Below are 18,980 nucleotides of genomic sequence, written 5' to 3'. Positions count from 1 at the left end.
GGCGCTGGTGGCCAGGAGCATGCTGGGCGTGCGCATCGACCTGAACGGCAGCGGCGCGACCCAGGCCCAGGGCCAGGCCGGCAACGACACGCTGGTGGGCACGGCCGGCAATGACGGGCTGATCGGCGGCGCGGGCGCGGACAAGTTCCTGGCGGGCGCGGGCAGCGATCTGCTGGTCATCGACGCGGACGACCGACAGGCAGACATCGACGGCGGCGCGGGCATCGACACCGTGGTGATCGCCGACGACCGTGGCGTGACGCTGAACCTGTACCAGGCCAACGTCGAGGTCGTCTATGGCGGCTACGGCGCGGACGTGCTGGTCGGCGGCGGGGCGGACAACTACTTCATCGAAGGCGGCGCCGGCGACGACTACATCCGTGGCGGCAGCGCGGACGACGCGCTGTCGGGGCAGGACGGCGACGACGTGATCTACGGCGAGGACGGCGACGACCTGATCCGCGGCGGACGCGGCAACGACCGGATCTTCGGCGGCAACGGCGGCGACGTGATCGACGGCGGCGCGGGCGACGATGTCATCGACGCGGGCGCGGGCAACGACGTGATCTCGGCGTCCGCGGGTCGAGACACCATAGACGGCGGCGCCGGCATCGACCTGATCGAGCTGTCGGGCGCCCTGTCCGAGTACCGTTTCGTGCGCACGGCCAACGGCGGCTACCAGATCACGGACCTGGTGCAGGGCCGTGATGGCACCATGGTGCTGACCAACGTCGAGAAGTTCTCGTTCAAGACGGGCACGACCTCGACCACGCTCGATCTCGGCCTGGACGCGCCGCTGCCGGTCGATGACCGCATCGTGGTCGCGGCCAGCGGCAACGTGACGATCGCGACCGCCAGCCTGCTGGCCAATGACCTGGATTTCCAATCGCTCGACGCCGCCCAGCTGTCGATCCACTGGGTTGGCGACGCGGTCGGCGGCAGCGTGTCGCTGAGCCAGGATGGCAGGACCGTGACCTTCACCCGCGCGCCGGGACACACGGGGCCGATTGAATTCAGCTATCGCGTCAAGGACGCGCAGGGCAACACGGCGCCAATCATCACCAGCGCGGCCGATTCGAGCGTCCAGTCCGAAATGAAGGCCCGGGTGCTGATGGTGCCGGCCAATGCGCCGACGGATCCCGACTACGTCAAGCAGTGGTATCTCGGCGCCGTGGGCGCGCCCGCGGTCTGGGACCGCGGCTACACCGGCAAGGGCGTCAAGGTGCTGGTGCTGGAGCCCAGCGGCGAATTCGCGGTGGACCGGCAGGTCGCCGATCTGAACCACGCGGACCTGGCGGCGAACCGCAGCGCGTATTTCAAGGACACCGCCACGCATTCCGCCCACGCCACCCAGGTGGCGGGGGTGATCGGGGCCGCGCGCAACGGCATCGGCGGCGTCGGCGTGGCCCACGAGGCGACGCTGGATTCCAAGGGATTCATCCCGTTCTCCAGCCCCGCCGCGACGGTGGCGCGTTTCCGCGAAGACCTGATGACGATGCGGGACTACGACGTCGTCAACAACAGCTGGGGCCAGGGCAATCCGGACCAGTTCGGCTGGTTCGCCAGCCTGCAGGCCGGCGATCCGGCCATCCTGTTGCAGACACAGGCCGAGTTCAACGCGCAAAAGAGCGCGGCGACCACGGGACGCGGCGGCCTGGGCACCGTCATGGTGTACGCGGCCGGCAACCAGCGCGCCAAGGGCTATGACGCGGGGCTCAACACGCTGACGTCCAACGAATACACGATCAACGTCGGCGGCATCAACCAGGTCGGCAACCTGGGCGGCAGCAACCAGCCCACCAAGGCGTTCAGCGAGCGCGGCGCCAACATCCTGGTGGCCGCGCCCGCCTCGAACATCGTCACCGCCAATGTCTCGGTCGAGACGCCGGATGGCGAGAAGCTGGGCGGCGACAACACCGAAACGCAGGGCACCTCGCTGGCGGCGCCCATCGTGGCCGGCATCGCCGCCCTGATGCTGCAGGCCAATCCCAAGCTCACTTATCGCGACGTCCAGACCATCCTGGCCCTGACCGCGCGCAAGAACATGGGCGCTGGCGCCGCGTCGGACACGGTCTGGTCCGGCAACCAGGACAAGTCCTGGAACGGCGAGGGCATGCACTTCAGCCATGACTTCGGCTTCGGCATGGTCGACGCGGCCGCCGCCGTGCGGATGGCGGAAACCTGGGTCTCGCCGACCAAGCCGCCCGTCTACACCGACGCGGTCGGCGCGCAGGAAGAGGCGCTGCCGGATGGCGGCCAGCGCATCCTGACCTTCGACCTGGACCAGACGGTGCGTGCCGAGCAGGTGCTGCTGCAGCTGAACATCGGCCACCTGCGCTGGAGCGATCTGGTCGTGACGCTGATATCGCCGAACGGCACCCGCAGCATCCTGCTGGACCGGCCGGGGCTGGCGGGCGGCATCGGCAACCCGGCGGCGTCCTCGACGTTGAACGTCGATCTCATGAGCGTGCATTTCCGTGGGGAAGACACCAAGGGACGCTGGCAGCTGCTGGTCGAGGACAAGGCCGCCGGCGCCGCCGGCACGAGCCCGATCCACGCCAGCCTGCAGATCGTCGGTGCGGGCGCGGATCAGGTCCGGCGCTATGTGCTGACGGACGAATACGCCGGCCGCATGAACATCGCCGCCGAGGCGGGACCGACCGAACTGAACGCCTCGGCCTTGAGCCAGGCGGTCTACATCGATCTGTCCGGCGCCACGGCCAGCCGGGCCAACGGCTATGCGCTGGGCGTCAATGCCGGCATCGACCGCGTGGTCGGCACCGACGGCGACGACACGCTCATCGGCGGGGCCGAGAACGACAACCTGATCGGCGGGCGCGGCAACGACCGGCTGATCGGCGGCGACGGCAAGGACCGCCTGGAAGGCGGCCAGGGCAGCGACACGCTGTCGGGCGGCGGCGGCAAGGACGTGCTGCTGGGCGGGATCGGCGACACCTTGACGGGCGGCGACGATGCCGACACCTTCGTCATCGAGGATGACGGCATCGGTACCACGGTGATCACGGACTTCAACGCGGCGGCGGGCGATACGCTGACGCTGCGCTCGGCCCGGCGCCTGGTGCCGGGGGCCGTGACCCAGACGCTGCGCGCGGACGGCCTGCTGCTGAGCTATGCCGGCGGCAGCGGCACCCGCAGCGTGCTGCTGCAGGGCCAGCGGCAGATCCTGGATGATGCCCAGCTGGGCTGGATGTCGACCACGGGCGAGATCAAGTTCAATCCCGTGTCGGGCGCCGTCACCAACAAGAACATCGTGCAGGTCTCCGCGCTGCCCATCGTCGGCCGCAGGAAGCCCTACGCCCGTGATGGCCTGATGGTCACCGAGCATGGCGTCTATTTCAACGGCGTCGTCAGCGGCGGCGTGGTGTCCTATCAGCACAACGAGCGCATCGGCTACAACCCCACGCTGGAGCGCGTGCGCACCAGCCTGACCACCTGGGCCGATTTCTACCGCGTCGGCAACGATCTCTACACGCTCGATGAGCTGGCGCGCAATTTCGAGATCATCGGCGTGAACTGGGGACCGCAAGGTACCGATGGCGACGACCTGTTGGTGGCGGGCGCGGCCAGCGCCAATCCGGTGGGCCTGGGGCCGGAATGGGAGCGGGCGCTGAAGAACAGTCCGCGCAGTTACTACGCCGGCGCCGGCAATGACGAAATCATCGGCGACGACAGCGCGGAAGTGCTGGACGGCGGCGCCGGCGACGATCTGCTGACGGGCAATGGCGGGGACGACCGGCTGTATGGCGGCGCGGGCGCCGACATCCTGATGGGGGGCGCGGGCGACGACGTGCTGAATGGCGGCGACGGCAACGACTACCTCGATGGCGGCGCGGGCAACGACACGCTGGACGGCGGCGCCGGCGACGATACCCTGCTGGGTACGGCCGGCTCCGATACGCTCAATGGCGGCGCGGGCGACGACACCCTGCGCGGCGTGCGCACTGACGGCTCCGGCGTCCTGATGCAGGGCGGCGAAATCATGTGGTACGGGGTGCAGCACTATGGCTCCGATGTCACCACCATGCGGGGCGGCGCCGGCGACGACGTGCTGATCGGCAGCGGCTACCTCTATGGCGAGGCCGGCAACGACAGGCTGACGGGCTCGGGCCTGCTGGATGGCGGTGACGGCGACGACACGCTGACGTCCCTGGGCGGCATCCTGACGGGCGGCGCGGGCGCCGACCGCTTCGTGTTCGGCCCTGGCTTCAAGACCTCGGGCATCGTGGACCTGGAGGCGCTGGACTCGGTCGAGTTCCTGGACGCGGCCAACCTGCGCTTCACGGTGACGGCGACCTACGCCAGCGTCGATGTCAACAGCTTCTCGGCGCGGGTGCGCCTGACCAACCAGGATGGCCAGCGCCTCGACCTGTACGTGCCGTTCACCTTCAGCGTCGACCGCCTGGCGGCCAACGACATCGAGCTGGTGCCGGACAATATGTACTTCCAGGGAGGCCCGCGCGCCTCGCTGCTGCTGACCGGCAAGGCGCTGACCCAGTCGGGCGACGTCATCGTCCAGGAAAAACTGGGCCTGAAGACCTTCGATACCCTGGGCGGCGACGACATCGTCTACGCGCGCAAGAACAACGGCCTGCAGATCAGCACCGGCGATGGCAATGACCTGGTCTACGCCCTGGCGGGCGGCAACCGCATCGACACCGGCGCGGGCAATGACCGCGTCGAGATGCTGGCCCCGAACGGCGCGGTGGGCGCCGACACGCTGGTGGGCGGCGGCGGCGACGACGTGCTGCGCGCCGCCAACAACGGCGCCACGCTGTACGGCGACGACGTGGCGGGAACGCTGTCCGGCAACGACCAGCTCTACGGCGGCGCCGGCAACGACACGCTGTATGGCGGCGGCGGCAACGACATCCTGGACGGCGGCGGGCAGGGCGACGACACCTTCTATGGCGGCGCGGGCAACGACGTGCTGCGCGGCGGCGCCGGCAAGGACGTGATGGACGGCGGCGCCGATGACGACCGCCTGGACGGTGGCGCCGGCGACGATACGCTGGCCGGCGGCGCCGGTCAGGACGAGCTGGTCGGCGGCGACGGCAACGACAAGCTGTATGGCGGCGACGGCAACGACCGGCTGACCGGCGGCAACGGCGACGACGAGCTGCGCGGCGACGCGGGCGACGACGTGCTCAGCGGCGGCAATGGCGCGGACACGCTCTATGGCGGCGCCGGCAACGATAGCCTGTCGGGCGGCGCGGGCAACAACGTGCTGTACGGCGACGACGGCAACGATCTGCTCAACGGCGGCGATTTCAATGACGAGCTGTATGGCGGCGCCGGCAACGACACGCTGATCGGCGGCGACGGCGTCAACCTGTACGACGGCGGCACCGGCGACGACGTCATCATCGCCCGCTCCGGCACCGACACGATCCGGGTCGGTTCGAACTCGGGCAACGATACCGTCTGGGCGCTGTCGGCGGCGGACACCATCGTGTTCACCGATGTGGCGTCGAACGCGGTCACCTTCGACCTGTTCCACCAGATCCGGGGAACCATCAAGTGGGGCGCGAATTCGCTGACCCTGAAGGACTTCTCCGACGACACGACCGTGGTGTTCGCCGATGGCGTGCGCAAGAAGCTGCGCGACTACGAGCCGGTCAATGACGGCTACATCCCCGTCGACTTCGGCTGGGTCGCCGTCTACGATTCCGGCCTGATCGGCGACAAGACCAAGTTCAGCGCCTATGCCGGCACCGCCTCGGACGATCATCTGTACGGCGGCCCCATCCTGCCGTCGGAGGCGGCCTATTGGTATGTGGTTGGCCGCGAGGGCAACGACGAGCTGGCCGGCGGGCCGTCGGGGGCGATCCTCGATGGCGGCGAGGGCGACGACAAGTACCTGGCCACCAACGGCATCACGATCATCCGCGGGTCGTATCGCGCGGATGGCGAAGACACGCTGGTGGTCAACGGGCAGACGCCGGAATCGCTGATCTACTACCGGGTGCCGAACCCGCTGTACTCGTATGGCTACAGCAACGCCTCGGGCGGAGTGCGCGGCCACCTGACCGAGCTGGAGTATTACCTGCAACAGACCAAGGACCCGCTGCGCGTCGGCTTCAGCGGCGGGTACACCGGCGTCTTGCCGCCGGCCGACACGCTGCGGATTCAGTCGCGCGACGGCAAGATGACGGTGGACATCGTCGGCTACTTCGCCCAGGGCATCGAGCACAACAACGTCAAGAACATATCGTTCAACGCGCTGCTGGACGATCAGGGAAAGCCCCTGGTGCGCGAGCTCGCGGGCCTGCTGACGCAGCAGGGCCGGATGATACGGACCGATCCGGACATGCAGTTGATGGCCTACGGCGGACAGAGCGCGCCGAACTTCCTGCTGGACCAGGCGTTCGGCATCGCGAACAGCCGCAAGTCGTCCCTGGTGACGGGCGCCGAGACTGGCGAAATGCTGGAAGGCCGCATCAGCTTCCGCGTCGGCGGCCTCTTGCCGCCGCCCGCCGACGCGCCTTCCTGGCAGTACAACTACACGGCGTCGGGCAGGGACCTGACCGCCAGCGGCTACGGCAATTTCGGCAGTGCGCCGAACTGGGCCCTGATAGACAAGAACTCCTATCGGGACGTGATCGCGCTGTCGGACATCCTGCTCGGCTATGGCGGCGACGATACCCTGTGGGGCGGCGGCGCGTATCTGGAGCGAGTGAACCTGAGCGACGGCACCCGCCGGCGCGACACCTCCATGTCGACGAAGCTCTGGTCCGGCCAGATCTACGGTTCCGAGTACACGCTGAAAGGCAGTCCGTCCATGCCGTCGGAGCGCGGCACGCCGGGCTGGGACGGGCTGTTGCGGGACTATCTCAACGGCGGCGACGGCAACGATACCTACATTTATCGCAAGGGCGATGGCGGCATGACCGTCATGGCGCTGCTGTCGCGCGATGCGGGCGCGGCGGGCATCGACCGGCTGGTCATGCAGGGTTATCGCCGCGCCGACGTGCAGATCCTGATCGGTGAAAACGGCAGGTTGCGCATCACCGGCGGCGGCGAGGACTACAACGCCGCGGACGTGGTGGTCGAGCAGGGCGCCAATGGCGAGTTGCAGGTCGACATGCTGGTCTTCGACGACATCACGGTGTCCGTGCGCAGCCTCATCGCCGCCTCGACCAACCCGTACCTGCCCCGGCCCGGTCCGGCCGACGTCGACATGCCGTCGGACAGCCTGCGCAACCTGCAGGGCGCGGTCCGCGAGGATCGGGTCGTGCTGGGCACGGCGAATTCGGAAACCCTGGAGCTGGCGGGCAACGTCTATGCGCGCGGGCGCGAAGGCGCGGACACCTATGTGTTCGACCGCGACACGCTGGAGTTCGGCGTGGTGCAGATGGATCGGGGCGACCGTGTGATGGAACGCGGCGCATCGGGCTACAACAACCTGCTGCGCCTGGTCGAGTACCGCGACGACAAGCGCAGCCGGCATGGCTGGGAACTGGGCTATCTCGACCCGGCCAAGGTGAAGGACGGCAAGTTCTCGCTGGACGCCTGGGTGCCGGTGTCGGGCGACAACGAACGGGCCACGGACGTCCTGCTCAAGCTCGAACGCACGCGCGCCGACGGCACGGTGCGCATCAGCTATCTGGTGCTGGCGGACGTGATGGGCGCGGCCGGCACCTACTACGGCATGTTCGCCGACCTTCAGGGCGCATTCGACGGTGGCCTGGATCCGAATGCCCGCGCGGTCTATGGGACCATGGGCAATGACTCGCTCACGGCAGCTGGCCCCGCGGGCAGCGTCCAGTCCATTTATGGCCGTGGCGGCGACGATACGATCGCCGGCAGCTCAGGCTTCCGGGTGAACTACAAGCTCTACGGCGGCACCGGCAACGACACGATCTACGGCGCGGACGGCCAGGACTACCTGGACGGCGGCGAAGGCAATGACACCCTCTACGGCGGCAAGGGCGACGACACGCTGGCTGGCGGCGCGGGACGGGACTGGCTGGCGGGCGGCGAGGGCGACGACACTTACATCATGGACGATCCCGACCTGTATCTGGAGATCTCGGAGCGGGCGGGCGAGGGCAGCGACACCATACGGTCCTCCATCGACCTGGACCTGCGTCCCTACGTCAATGTCGAGAACATCCATCTGGTCGGCACCCAGGCCCGCGTGGCCACGGGCAACGACGGCGCCAACCGCCTGACCGGCAACGGCGCCGGCAGCCGGCTGGAGGGGCTGGGCGGCAACGATGTCTATGTGATCAACGGGCCCGACATCGTGGTCGAGGCCGCCGGCGGCGGCTACGACGCGATCCACACCACCCTGAGCGTCCTGCAGCTGGCCGCCAACGTGGAGGCGCTGGTCTCGCTCGGTTCCGGGCTGCACCTGACCGGCAACGCGCTGGACAACGAACTGCATGGCGATGCTGGGGCCAACGTCATGTATGGCCTGGATGGCGACGACCTGCTCAACGCCGGCATGGGCGACGATACCCTCAGCGGCGGACGCGGCAACGACCTGCTGTATGGCGGCGGCGGCAACGACACCTACATCTTCAAGCGCGGCGACGGGCGCGACACCATCGTGCACGGCGTGGCCGGCATGCCCGCCATCGAGGGCGCGCTGGTGTTCGGCAGCGACATCAACGCCCGCCAGCTCTGGTTCAGCCGCAGCGGCAACGATCTGCTGGTGGAGGTGCTGGGCACCGAGGACCAGGTCTTGCTGAAGGACTGGTACGCGCGCGGCACCGCCAGGGTGGAACGGATCCAGACCGGCGACGGCGTCTCGTTCTATCAGCTGGACGGGGTCGTGCAGGCCATGGCCGCCTATCGCGCGGCCAACCCAGGCTTCAAGCCGGCCACCAGCTTCGAGATTCCGGCGGCCGATGCCCTGCGCGCGGCGCTGAGTGCGGCCATGACGCCGGGCGCGCGGCCCGCCGGCCCGCCGCAAGGCACGCCGGTGGCGGATACGCTGACGGGAACCGCGGGCGACGACGTGCATTACGTCGATCACCAGAACGACAAGATCATCGAGGCCGTCGACGGCGGCATCGATGTCGCCTATGTTTCGGTGTCGTACTACGTCCTGGCGGACAACGTCGAGAACGGCCGCATCGTGACCTCGGCCGGCGCCACGCTGCGGGGGAACGCGCTGCGCAACATCCTGTACGCGGGGGACGGCAACGATACGATCATCGGTTCCATGCCGGGCGTGTACGGCGTGCCCAGCGACGATTTCGTCAGCTATCAATACGCGAAGTCGGCGATCCAGGCCAGTCTGTGGTTCGACCACTACGCGTTTGAAGTGACGGGCGGATCGGGCAACGATGAGCTGCTCTATATCGACAACATCATCGGCAGCGGTTTCAACGACACGATACGCGGCAATCAGATGGCCAACGTCATCGATGGCGGCAGCGGCGCCGACACCATGTACGGCCGGGATGGCGACGATGTCTACTACGTCGACAACGCGGCGGACGTGGTGATCGAGCTCGCCGGCGAGGGCATCGACACCGTCCATTCCTCCGTGGTGTCGTACACGCTGACCGACTACGTCGAAAACGGCAGCATCATGCTGTCGATCGCCGCCAATCTGTCCGGCAATGCGCTGAACAATGTGCTGTATGCCGGCCTGGGCGACAACATGCTGGATGGCGCGGGCGGCATCGACACGGTCAGCTACGCGAACATGAACGCCGGCGTCACGGTCAGCCTGAGCCTGGCCGGCGCGCAGGCCACCGGCGGATCTGGCCGGGACACGCTGATCTCCATCGAGAACCTGACCGGGTCGCGCTACGACGACATCCTGACCGGCTCGGACGTCGACAACGTCCTGGATGGCGGCGCGGGCGCGGACCGCATGCGCGGCGGCCTGGGCAATGACCTCTACTACGTGGACAACGCCGGCGACCTCGTGCTGGAGGACGCCGACGGCGGCATCGATACGGTCGTTTCGTCGCTGGCCCAGTATGTGCTGGCGGACAACGTCGAGAACGTGCGCCTGGTCGCGGCGGGCGCCGCCAACGTCATGGGCAATGCGCTGGACAACCGGATCGACGCGGGCGCGGGCGACAACGTCATGAATGGCGGCGCGGGCAACGATACCGTCTCGTACCTGGGCGCCGCCGCCGGCGTGACCGTGGACCTGTCCAACGCGCAGGCGCAGGCCACCGGCGGATCGGGCACGGATACCTTGATCGGCATCGAGAACCTGGTGGGCAGTCGCTACGACGACAAGCTCACCGGCACCAGCGGCGACAACGTGCTGCAGGGCGGCGCGGGCAACGATGTGCTGACGGGCGGACTGGGCAGCGACACGTATGTGTTCGGCCGGGGTGACGGCAACGACCGCATCATCGAGAACGATGCCAGCGCCAACCACGAGGACGTGCTGTCCTTCGGGCGGCTGATCAAGGCGGAGCAGCTGTGGTTCCGCCGCTGGGGCACCAACGACCTGCAGATCAGCATCATCGGGACCAGCGACTACATCGTCATCGGCAACTGGTACGCGGGCGCCCAGTATCGCGTCGAGAAGTTCGTCACCGACACGGGCAGCGTGCTGATGCAGGCGCAGGTCGAGGCGCTGGTGCAGGCCATGGCCGGCCTGACGATGCCCACCGAGGGGACGCTGCCCGCCGCGCATGCGGCGGCATTGCAGCCCGTGATCAAGGCCAGCTGGGCGAATCTGCCGGGCAGCGGGATGAGCGGCACCGACGGCGACGACCGGATCCAGGGCACCGACGGCGATGACGTGATGTCCGGCGGCGCGGGCGACGACACCCTGATCGGCGGCGACGGCAACGACTCGCTGTCGGGCGGCTCCGGCCGCAATACCCTGATCGGCGGCAAGGGCAATGACACCTACATCGTGGACAGCGCCCTGGATGTCATCATCGAGAATCCCGACGAAGGCTCCGACCTGGTGCAGGCCTCGGTGAGCTACACGCTGTCCGCGAACGTCGAGCGGCTGACGCTGACGGGCACGGCCGCGATCAACGGCACGGGCAACGAGCTGGTCAACATACTGTTCGGCAACAGCGGCGCGAACATCCTCGACGGCGGCGCCGGCAACGACATCCTGAACGGCTTCGGCGACGACGACGTGCTGATGGGCGGCACTGGCAATGACCGCTACCTGCTGATGCCGGGCGGCGGCAGGGACCGCATCGTGGAAAACGACGCGACCGCGGGCAATGCCGATGTGGCGGTGTTTTCCGGCGTGGCCACGCAGGACAGGATCTGGTTCAGCCGGGCGGCGAACAACCTGGAGGTCAGCGTCATCGGCACCGGCGACATGTTCGTCATCCAGGACTGGTATGCCGGTCCCGAGCACCAGGTCGAAACCTTCATGGCGGGCGGCAAGTCCCTGCTCGCCGCGCAGGTGGACAACATGGTGAACGCGATGGCGGCATTCGCCCCGCCGGTCGCGGGACAGACCACGCTGCCGTCCAACTACGCGAGCGCGCTGGCGCCGGTCATCGCCGCCAATTGGAAGTGACGGTTGCGGGCGGCCGTCAGCGTGAGCCGGAGCGCGCCGCGTTTGCGGCACGCTTCGGGGCGCTGTGCCCGGCGGCAGCGCTCAAAAGTCCATCGATGCCGACAGCATCACGGTGCGCGGCACGCCTTGCGAGATCGTGCCGTAGGATGCCACGCCGGACCAGTAGGCGCGGTTGAACACGTTGACGACGTTCGCGCGTAGCGTGACGTCCTTGCCGTAGACCTTCGCGGTGTAGCGCGCGCCCAGGTCGAAGGTCGTCCAGGAAGGCACGGATTGCGTGTTCGCCTGGTTGACGTATTCGCGACCGGTATGGATCATCGCGCCCGTCAGCGTCAGTCCCGCGACCCACGGCGTGTCCCATTCCGCGCCCAGGTTGACCGAGAGTTTCGGCACGCCTACGGGCCGGTTGCCGAGGGTCGCGCGGCTGCTGCTGCGGGTCAGTTCCGCGTCCAGGTATGTCAGGCCGCCCAGCAGGCGCAAACCGCGCGCCGGTTCGCCGGACAGGCTCAATTCCACGCCACGGTTGCGCTGTTCGCTGTCGGCGGCGTACACGCCGTTGCTCAGCTGGCCGCTGGGCTTGGTGATTTCGAACGCGCTCAGGCTGAGCATGGCGCTGTCCAGGTCGACCTTCACGCCCACTTCCTTCTGCTTGGATCGATAGGGCTTGAACACCTGTCCCGCGTTGGTAGCGGTGGCCGGCGCCACGTCGCCCTTGCTCAGGCCTTCGATGTAGTTGGCGTACAGCGAGACATTGCTCCACGGCTTGATGACCAGGCCCGCCAGCGGCGTGGTGGCGGATTCGTCGTAGCTGACGGTGCGGGCGCCGGTCGCGGCATTGAAGTTGCGCGACTCGATGCGTTGCTGGCGCAAGCCCAGGGTCAGCTGCGCGCGTTCATCCAGGATGCTGAGCGTATCGGCCAGGGCCAGGCCGGACAGCTCGGACGACGAGACCTTGGGCACATTGGCAGGCGCGGTGATGTGCTGTTCGGGACGGGTGACTGGATGGTAGATATTGGATGTCAGCGGCGCGCTGGCCACGCTGGCTTGCAGATTGCGGTCGCTGTAGAGGCTGCCCATCAGGCTGATGGCGTGACGCACCGGTCCGGTGTCCAGCTTGGCGCGCAGCCCCGCGTTGTAGGTGCTTCGGTTGACCTCGAACTTGAAATGGTTGGGCGTCACCTGGGTGTCACCCGCGGCGTTGATGATGGTCGGGGTCTGGTCGGACAGCCGTGACACCACGGTGTCGGAGCCGCCGGCATCGGCGAACAGCGTCAGGCGGTCGCTGACGTCGTATTCCACGCGCAGCAAGGCCGATTGCCCATCCGATTTCCACCAGCCCCAGGGTTGCGTGGCGTTGCGCCGGCCATCGGCCGCCTGCGGCACGTCGATGCCCGCGGCCACCAGGAACGGCCGCGTCGGCGCGTCGATCTTCTCGTTCTGCGCCAGCAGGTCGAGCGACGCGCGCAGGCGTTCGCCCTGGTAGTCCAGCGACACCGCGCCGATGGTGGTGCGCGAATAGAGGTTGTCCAGCGGCGTATCGCCCTGGCGCTGCATGCCGTTCACGCGCACGCCCCATTCCCGGTTGTCGCCAAAGCGGCGGCTCAGGTCCACCCGCGCACCGAACTGGGAAGCGCCGGCGTAGTCGGCGGACAGGCGGCTCAGGTCTTCCGGCAGCGCCCGCTTGGGCACCATGTTGATCACGCCGCCCACGCCGCTGTTGGGCGACATGCCGTATAGCAGCGCTGCCGGCCCTTTCAGCACTTCGACGCGCTCGATGTAGTTGGAGAACACGTGGTAGTTGGGCGCGACGCCATAGACGCCGTCGAACGCGATTTCGCCCAGGTTGCCTTCCCCGATGGGGAAGCCGCGGATGTAGAACGAATCCGTCACGCCGCCGATCTGGCCGGTGAAGCGCACCGACGGTTCGGCGCTCAACGCGTCGGCCAGGGTCACGGACTGGCGATTGGCCAGCAGGTCGGCGGTATAGCTGGTGAGATTGAATGGCGTATCCATTACATCGCGGTTGCCCAGCAGGCCAAGCCTGCCGCCGCGAGCCACCTGGCCGCCGGCATAGCCGGCAGGCAATTCGGAAGCGGATGCGCTGGTGCCCGCGACGGTGATGCTCGAAAGCAGGGTGGCCTCGCCGTCCTCCCGAGCGGGCAGCTTGCGCAGCGTGTAGGCGCCGCCGCCCTGGTCCGACAGGGCATAGCCGGAGCCGGCCAGCAGGCGGGACAAGCCTTCCTGCGCGGTATAGGCGCCGCTCAGGCCGCTGCTATGCAGGCCCGCGAGCATGGACGGTTCGAAGGACAGGGGCACTCCGGCCTGCGCGGCGTAGCGGGCCAGGACATCGCCCAGCGGGCCGGCTTCGATGGCGTAGATCTTGCGCGGGGCGACGGCGCCGGCGTTGGCAGACCCCTCGGCCCTGGCGGCCGCGGGCATTCCGGCCGCCGCGCATAGCAGCCCAAGGGCGGCGGCTCGCGTGATCGCGCCCATGGACGCAAGGAACGGCTGATCGCGGCGCGGGCGCGGCGGACGGGAGGGGCGCAAAAGCATGAAACGATCCTTCGTGGGAAGCAGGGGGCGCTCGCATGTCGCGGCGATTCACCTGGTACACCGTAGAAGGCCGAAAAAAGTGTCAACGGGCGGGCGATTAATTTGTAACTGGCGTGCCTGGAACGATCGTGACCCAGAATGGCGTGATCCGGCGGATGCGCACGGGCAGGGTTTTTTCCAGCAAGCGCAGGCTGGCGTCGACGTCGCGCAACGGAAAGGCTCCGGATACGCGCATTCCCGCCACCGCGGGGTCGCAGCGCAGCAGGCCCCGGCGATACCGGCCCAGTTCGTCGATGAGGTCGGTCAGGCGCCAGTTCTGCACGGCCAGCATGCCTTGTTCCCACGATGCCGATGAGGCATCGGCCTGCCATTGCGGTTCGACTTCGCTGGCATTGAACACGGTCTGGCTTCCCGCGCTCAGCACCACCGGCATGTCATTCGCTGCGGGCCGGATCTCAACCGCGCCTTCGAAGACCGCGACCCGTATGGCGTCGCCCTCGTCGCGGACCATGAAGCGGGTTCCGAGCGCGCGAATCGCTCCCTGTCCTGTCTGGACGACGAAAGGACGGCGGGCCGGATCATGGCCGGTGGTCAGCAGGATTTCCCCCGCCCGCAGCCAGATCGTGCGTTGTCGCGGGGTGTAGTCGATGTCGGCCGCGCTGGCGGTGTTCAGCACCAGTCGGGTGCCGTCGACAAGATCCAGGCTGCGCTGCTCGCCGGTTGCGGTGCGCAGATCGGCGCGCCATTCCTGCCACGGTAGCGCCCGGTAGCCCAGCCATGCCGCCGGCCCCAGGACCAGAAGCCCGGCCAGCGCGCGCACGGCCTGGCGACGCTTCGGGCGCTCCAGCCCGCGCAAGGTGTCGCGGCCGATGCCGGGCGGCACCTGGCCGAAATCCCGCATCATGCCGGCAGCACGGCGCCATGCGGCATCGTGCTGCGCGCTGCGTCCGCGCCACAGGGCCAGCGCCTGATAGTCGGAGGCGGACAAGGTTTCTGACTGGCAGCGCACCAGCCAGCCGGCGGCTTCCTGCAGGATGGAGGGATCGATGGCGTCGTGCACCGTCAGTCCGCCTGGTAGGCGATCAGGCAGGCGGTCAAGGCCGCTTGCATGTGGCGCTTGACGGTGGACAGCGACACGCGCAGGCGCTCCGCGATGGCGTCATAGCCCAGGCCGTCGAACTGGGACAGCAGGAAGACCTCCCGCGTCTTGGCGGGCAGCGTGCGCAATGTGGCGTCGATGCGCAGCAGGGTTTCCAGGATCAGCGCCCGCGCTTCCGGCGATGGCGCTTCCCGCGCAGGCAACTGCGCCACGGCTTGCAGATAGGCGTCTTCAAGCGCGCGGCGGCGCCAATGATCCACTACCAGGCCCTTGGCGATGTGGGTCAGCAAGGCGCGAGGTTCCGCGCCCGCGTTTTCCCTGCGCCGTCCCGCCATCAGCCGCAGGAAGGTGTCGTGGGCAAGGTCGGCGGCGTCGAAGGAGTTGCCGAGCTTCTTGCGCAGCCATATCGACAGCCAGCCATGATGATCACGGTAGAGTTTCGCGACAGGATCGGCCGGCGCGGGATCAGGCAGAGGCAAGGCACACCTCAAAAAATGCAAATGGGAATTGTTTTTATTTTATCTGATCCCTGAGAGCTTGCCCGGTTCGGGGAGCCTGGCGGGGCCTAGCGCCGTGGCGCGATCCGCTTCGCGGTCGTCGCTCGGCGCGCGCCTCGCTCCGGCGAGGCCTGCCTGCGCTCCAAGACGGCCTGCAGCAACTCCACCAGCTCGCCCACGATGCCCTCGCGCTCCCTGGCGTAGATCGACACCACGATCGGCGCCTCGGCGGGAAAGCGCGCATGGAGCCGGACGCGATAGCCGGCCACGGCGTTGCGGGGCAGCAGCGACAGGCCGATGCCCGCCTCGACCGCGATCAGCACGTTGTGCAGGCTGCTGCCGGAAAACGCGTTGTACCAGCGCAGCCGCTCGCGCTCCAGGCGTTCGAACATGGCGTCGCGGTACAGCCCGCCGGGCGGAAACGTCACCAGCGGCACGGGATCGGGCCAGGCGCGCGGCGCGTCCAGGCTTTCGAACCAGGCCATGGGTTCCGGGAACGAGGCCCGGCAGTCGGGGCCGGCGGCGGCTTCCTTGACGATGACGATATCGAATTCGCCGCTCCGGTAGCGCTGGGTCAGGTCGCGGCTCAGGCCGTCCGTCACGTCCAGATGGATTTCCCGATGGCGCCGCGAAAAATCGCGGAAGGTCGCGGCCATCGCCGCGTTGACCAGGTCCTCGGGCACGCCGATGCGCAGCGGCGCGGTGCCGGCGGGATCGCCCAGCGCCGCCTGCGCCTCCTGTTGCAGGGCGAGGATCCTGCGGGCATAGCCCAGCAGCCGCTCGCCCGCGGCCGTGGCCACGATGGGCCGCGCGGTCCGGTCGACCAGGGCGGAGCCAACCTGTTCCTCCAGCCGCGCGAGCTGCTGGCTGATGGTGGACTGGGTCATGCTCAGGCGGTCGGCGGCGGCGGTGAAGCTCTGCGCGTCGATGATGCCGACGAAGGAGCGCAGCAGGCGCGGATCTAGCATGGCGGCGTGAGGACCTTCCACATGCGGGGCATGCGGAAAATGGATCTGGTTCATCTGAATATTTAATTTTTAAATATTACCCCCGCTCGCTATAGTCAGCACGGACCACAGCACGGACGACGGCGCGGATGCCGCTCGCCCGCCGCCGCGCGAACCCGGAGCAGAAGACATGAGCGATACCTTGCATTTCCTGAACATGGCCATCGAGCTGGCCCGCGCCAACATCGCCGCCGGCGGGCGTCCCTTCGGCGCGGTGCTGGTGCGCGACGGCCAGGTGCTGGCCACCGGCGTCAACGAGATCCTGGTGTCGCACGACCCCACCGCGCATGCCGAGCTGATGGCCGTGCGCGCCGCCAGCCGCAAGCTTGGCTCGCCGGACCTGAGCGGCTGCGCGGTCTATGCCAGCGGCCATCCCTGTCCCATGTGCATGGCGGCCATGCGGCTGGCGGGCATCCGCGAGGTGGCCTACGCCTATTCGAACGACGACGGCGCGCCCTACGGGCTGTCCACGGCGGCGGTCTACGCCGATCTGGCCAGGCCCTTCGAAGAGCAGTCCATGCGGATCCGGCACGTGCCGGTGCCGGAGCAGGGCGGGCCCGGGCTGTATGCGCAATGGCAGCAGGCCATCAACCGGCGGGCATGAAGCGATGGCGCGTGTAGGAACCCGGGCCGGGGACCCCGCGTCCGCCGGCCTGCTGCTGGCCGCCATCGCCCTGGTGGCGCTGAACCTGCGGCCCTTCATCGCCGGCATCGGCCCGCTGGCCGCCGATATCGGCGCGCACACCGGCCTGGATCTCAAGCGCATGTCGCTGCTGACGCTGGTGCCCATGCTGTTGATGGGGCTGGTGGCCTTCGCGGGGCCGGCCGTGCAGGCGCGCCTCGGCGGTCGGCGCGCGGTGCTGCTGGCGCTGGCGTTGCTGGCGGCCGGCTCGTCGCTGCGGCTATGGGCCTCGGCCGGTTGGCAACTGATCGGCACGGCCGCCATGCTGGGCCTGGGCGCGGCGGTGGTGCAGGCCGTGCTGCCCGGCATCATCAAGCGGCAGTTCCCGCGACATGTCGGCGTGGTCATGGGGTTGTATTCGTCGATGCTGATGGCGGGCGGCGCGCTGGGCGCGCAGCTGTCGCCGCTCGCGGCCGCCGCCAGCGGCGACTGGCGCGTCGGCCTGGCCTGGATGGCCGTGCCCGCCTTGCTCGCGCTGGCGCTGGCGGCGCGCAGCCTGCCGCCCGATGAGGCCGTCCGCTCCGGCCGCATGGCGGCCGCGACCTATCTGGCGCGGCCGCGCGTCTGGCTGCTGATGGCCTGCTTCGGCCTGGTCAACGGCGGTTATTCGTCGGTGGTGGCGTGGCTGGCGCCGTTCTATCAGGAGCGGGGCTGGAGCGCGGCGGCCAGCGGCAGCCTGCTCGCGGCCCTGACGGTATGCCAGGCGGCCGCGGCGTTGCTGCTGCCGGTGCTGGCACGCAAGCACGAGGACCGCCGACCCTGGCTGTGGCTGACCCTGGTCCTGCAGGCGGCGGGTTTCGCCGCCCTGGCGTGGCGGCCGGACGCGGCGCCCATCGCCTGGGCCATGCTGCTGGGGGCGGGACTGGGCGGCTGCTTCGCCCTGTCGCTGATCGTGGCGCTGGACCATCTGCCGGATCCCTTGCGCGCCGGCGTGCTGTCTTCCTATGTGCAGGGCGGCGGCTTCCTGATCGCGGCGGCGCCGCCCTGGATCGTGGCGGCGTTGCGCGAGGCCACCGGGGGCTTTCGCGACGGCTGGCTGCTGCACCTGGCCTGCGTCGCCGTCGTCGCCGCGCTGTACCTGCGGGCCGCGCCGTCCAGTTATGCGAGGGCGATGGCCGCGCCGCGCGCCGACGCGGCGCGGGCGCGCTCCAGCCGTTCCTGAGGCCGGCGACGCGGGCCTTGCGCCGTGACGCGTCATGTACCCGTCACATGCCCGGACTATGCTGCGGCAGCACTGGCGCCTCCCGTCCTCGCGGTGAGCATCGACGGCTATGTTCGACTATTCCTGCCATGGCTCACTTTCGAGGCGCGCGCGGCGCGCGGTTCCTGACTCGTTGCCTCCTGCTCGTCGCCGCCTTGGCGGCGCGCGGCCAGGCGGCGCCGGCCGAGGGCGCGCAGGGCCTGCACTTCTTCGACATCCCGGCGCTGCCGCTGGCCGAGGCGCTGCAGCGCTTCACCGCCAGCACCGGACATTCCGGGCTGTACGACAGCGGGCTGGTCGCGGGCAGGCGCTCGCGCGGCGTGGCGGGGCACTACACGGCTGAATCGGCGCTGCGGCAGATGCTGGGCGACTCGGGCTTGCAGGCGCGCTACGGCTCCCCCGGCACGGTCCACCCCGCCGCCCGGGGGGGGGGGGCGGCGGGGGCCGCCGCGG

General features: G+C 68.8%; 8 protein-coding genes. 4 read left to right on the top strand and 4 right to left on the bottom strand.

Annotated elements, in window-relative coordinates:
- The first annotated feature begins 19 nt into the window (after window positions 1–19).
- Window positions 20–11,488, top strand: a complete 11,469-nt coding sequence (locus tag KDH83_RS20820) for a S8 family serine peptidase (RefSeq protein WP_212319389.1) — start codon at window positions 20–22, stop codon at window positions 11,486–11,488.
- Between the two features lie 81 nt (window positions 11,489–11,569).
- On the opposite strand, the gene KDH83_RS20815 is transcribed toward KDH83_RS20820, so the two are convergent.
- The 4 genes from KDH83_RS20815 to KDH83_RS20800 all read right to left on the bottom strand — a co-directional run bounded on the left by KDH83_RS20815 (window position 11,570) and on the right by KDH83_RS20800 (window position 16,605).
- Window positions 11,570–14,041 (bottom strand): TonB-dependent receptor, encoded by a 2,472-nt coding sequence (locus KDH83_RS20815; RefSeq protein ID WP_212319387.1) that lies wholly within the window; start codon window positions 14,039–14,041, stop codon window positions 11,570–11,572.
- Between the two features lie 97 nt (window positions 14,042–14,138).
- A complete protein-coding gene (locus KDH83_RS20810) occupies window positions 14,139–15,101 on the bottom strand; it encodes a FecR domain-containing protein (protein ID WP_212319385.1) in 963 nt (320 codons plus the stop codon).
- 2 nt (window positions 15,102–15,103) lie between these two features.
- Window positions 15,104–15,619, bottom strand: coding sequence for a sigma-70 family RNA polymerase sigma factor (locus tag KDH83_RS20805; RefSeq protein WP_212319383.1), 516 nt, complete (start codon window positions 15,617–15,619; stop codon window positions 15,104–15,106).
- 86 nt (window positions 15,620–15,705) lie between these two features.
- A complete protein-coding gene (locus KDH83_RS20800; protein WP_212319381.1) occupies window positions 15,706–16,605 on the bottom strand; it encodes a LysR family transcriptional regulator in 900 nt (299 codons plus the stop codon).
- A 169-nt stretch (window positions 16,606–16,774) separates the two neighbouring features.
- Here KDH83_RS20800 and KDH83_RS20795 point away from each other — a divergent pair, with 169 nt between their 5' ends.
- The 3 genes from KDH83_RS20795 to KDH83_RS20785 form a co-directional block, all read left to right on the top strand.
- Complete coding sequence (locus tag KDH83_RS20795; protein ID WP_212319379.1) at window positions 16,775–17,248, top strand: nucleoside deaminase; 474 nt, start codon at window positions 16,775–16,777, stop codon at window positions 17,246–17,248.
- 4 nt (window positions 17,249–17,252) lie between these two features.
- A complete protein-coding gene (locus KDH83_RS20790) occupies window positions 17,253–18,488 on the top strand; it encodes a cyanate transporter (RefSeq protein WP_212319377.1) in 1,236 nt (411 codons plus the stop codon).
- A gap of 128 nt (window positions 18,489–18,616) precedes the next feature.
- The coding region (locus KDH83_RS20785) for an STN domain-containing protein (RefSeq protein ID WP_212319375.1) at window positions 18,617–18,980 on the top strand (364 nt) is incomplete at its 3' end.

The sequence above is a fragment of the Achromobacter sp. Marseille-Q0513 genome, assembly GCF_018195695.1.
In the GTDB taxonomy this organism is placed as follows: domain Bacteria; phylum Pseudomonadota; class Gammaproteobacteria; order Burkholderiales; family Burkholderiaceae_B; genus Achromobacter.
This window is presented reverse-complemented; position numbering and strand designations above follow the sequence as displayed.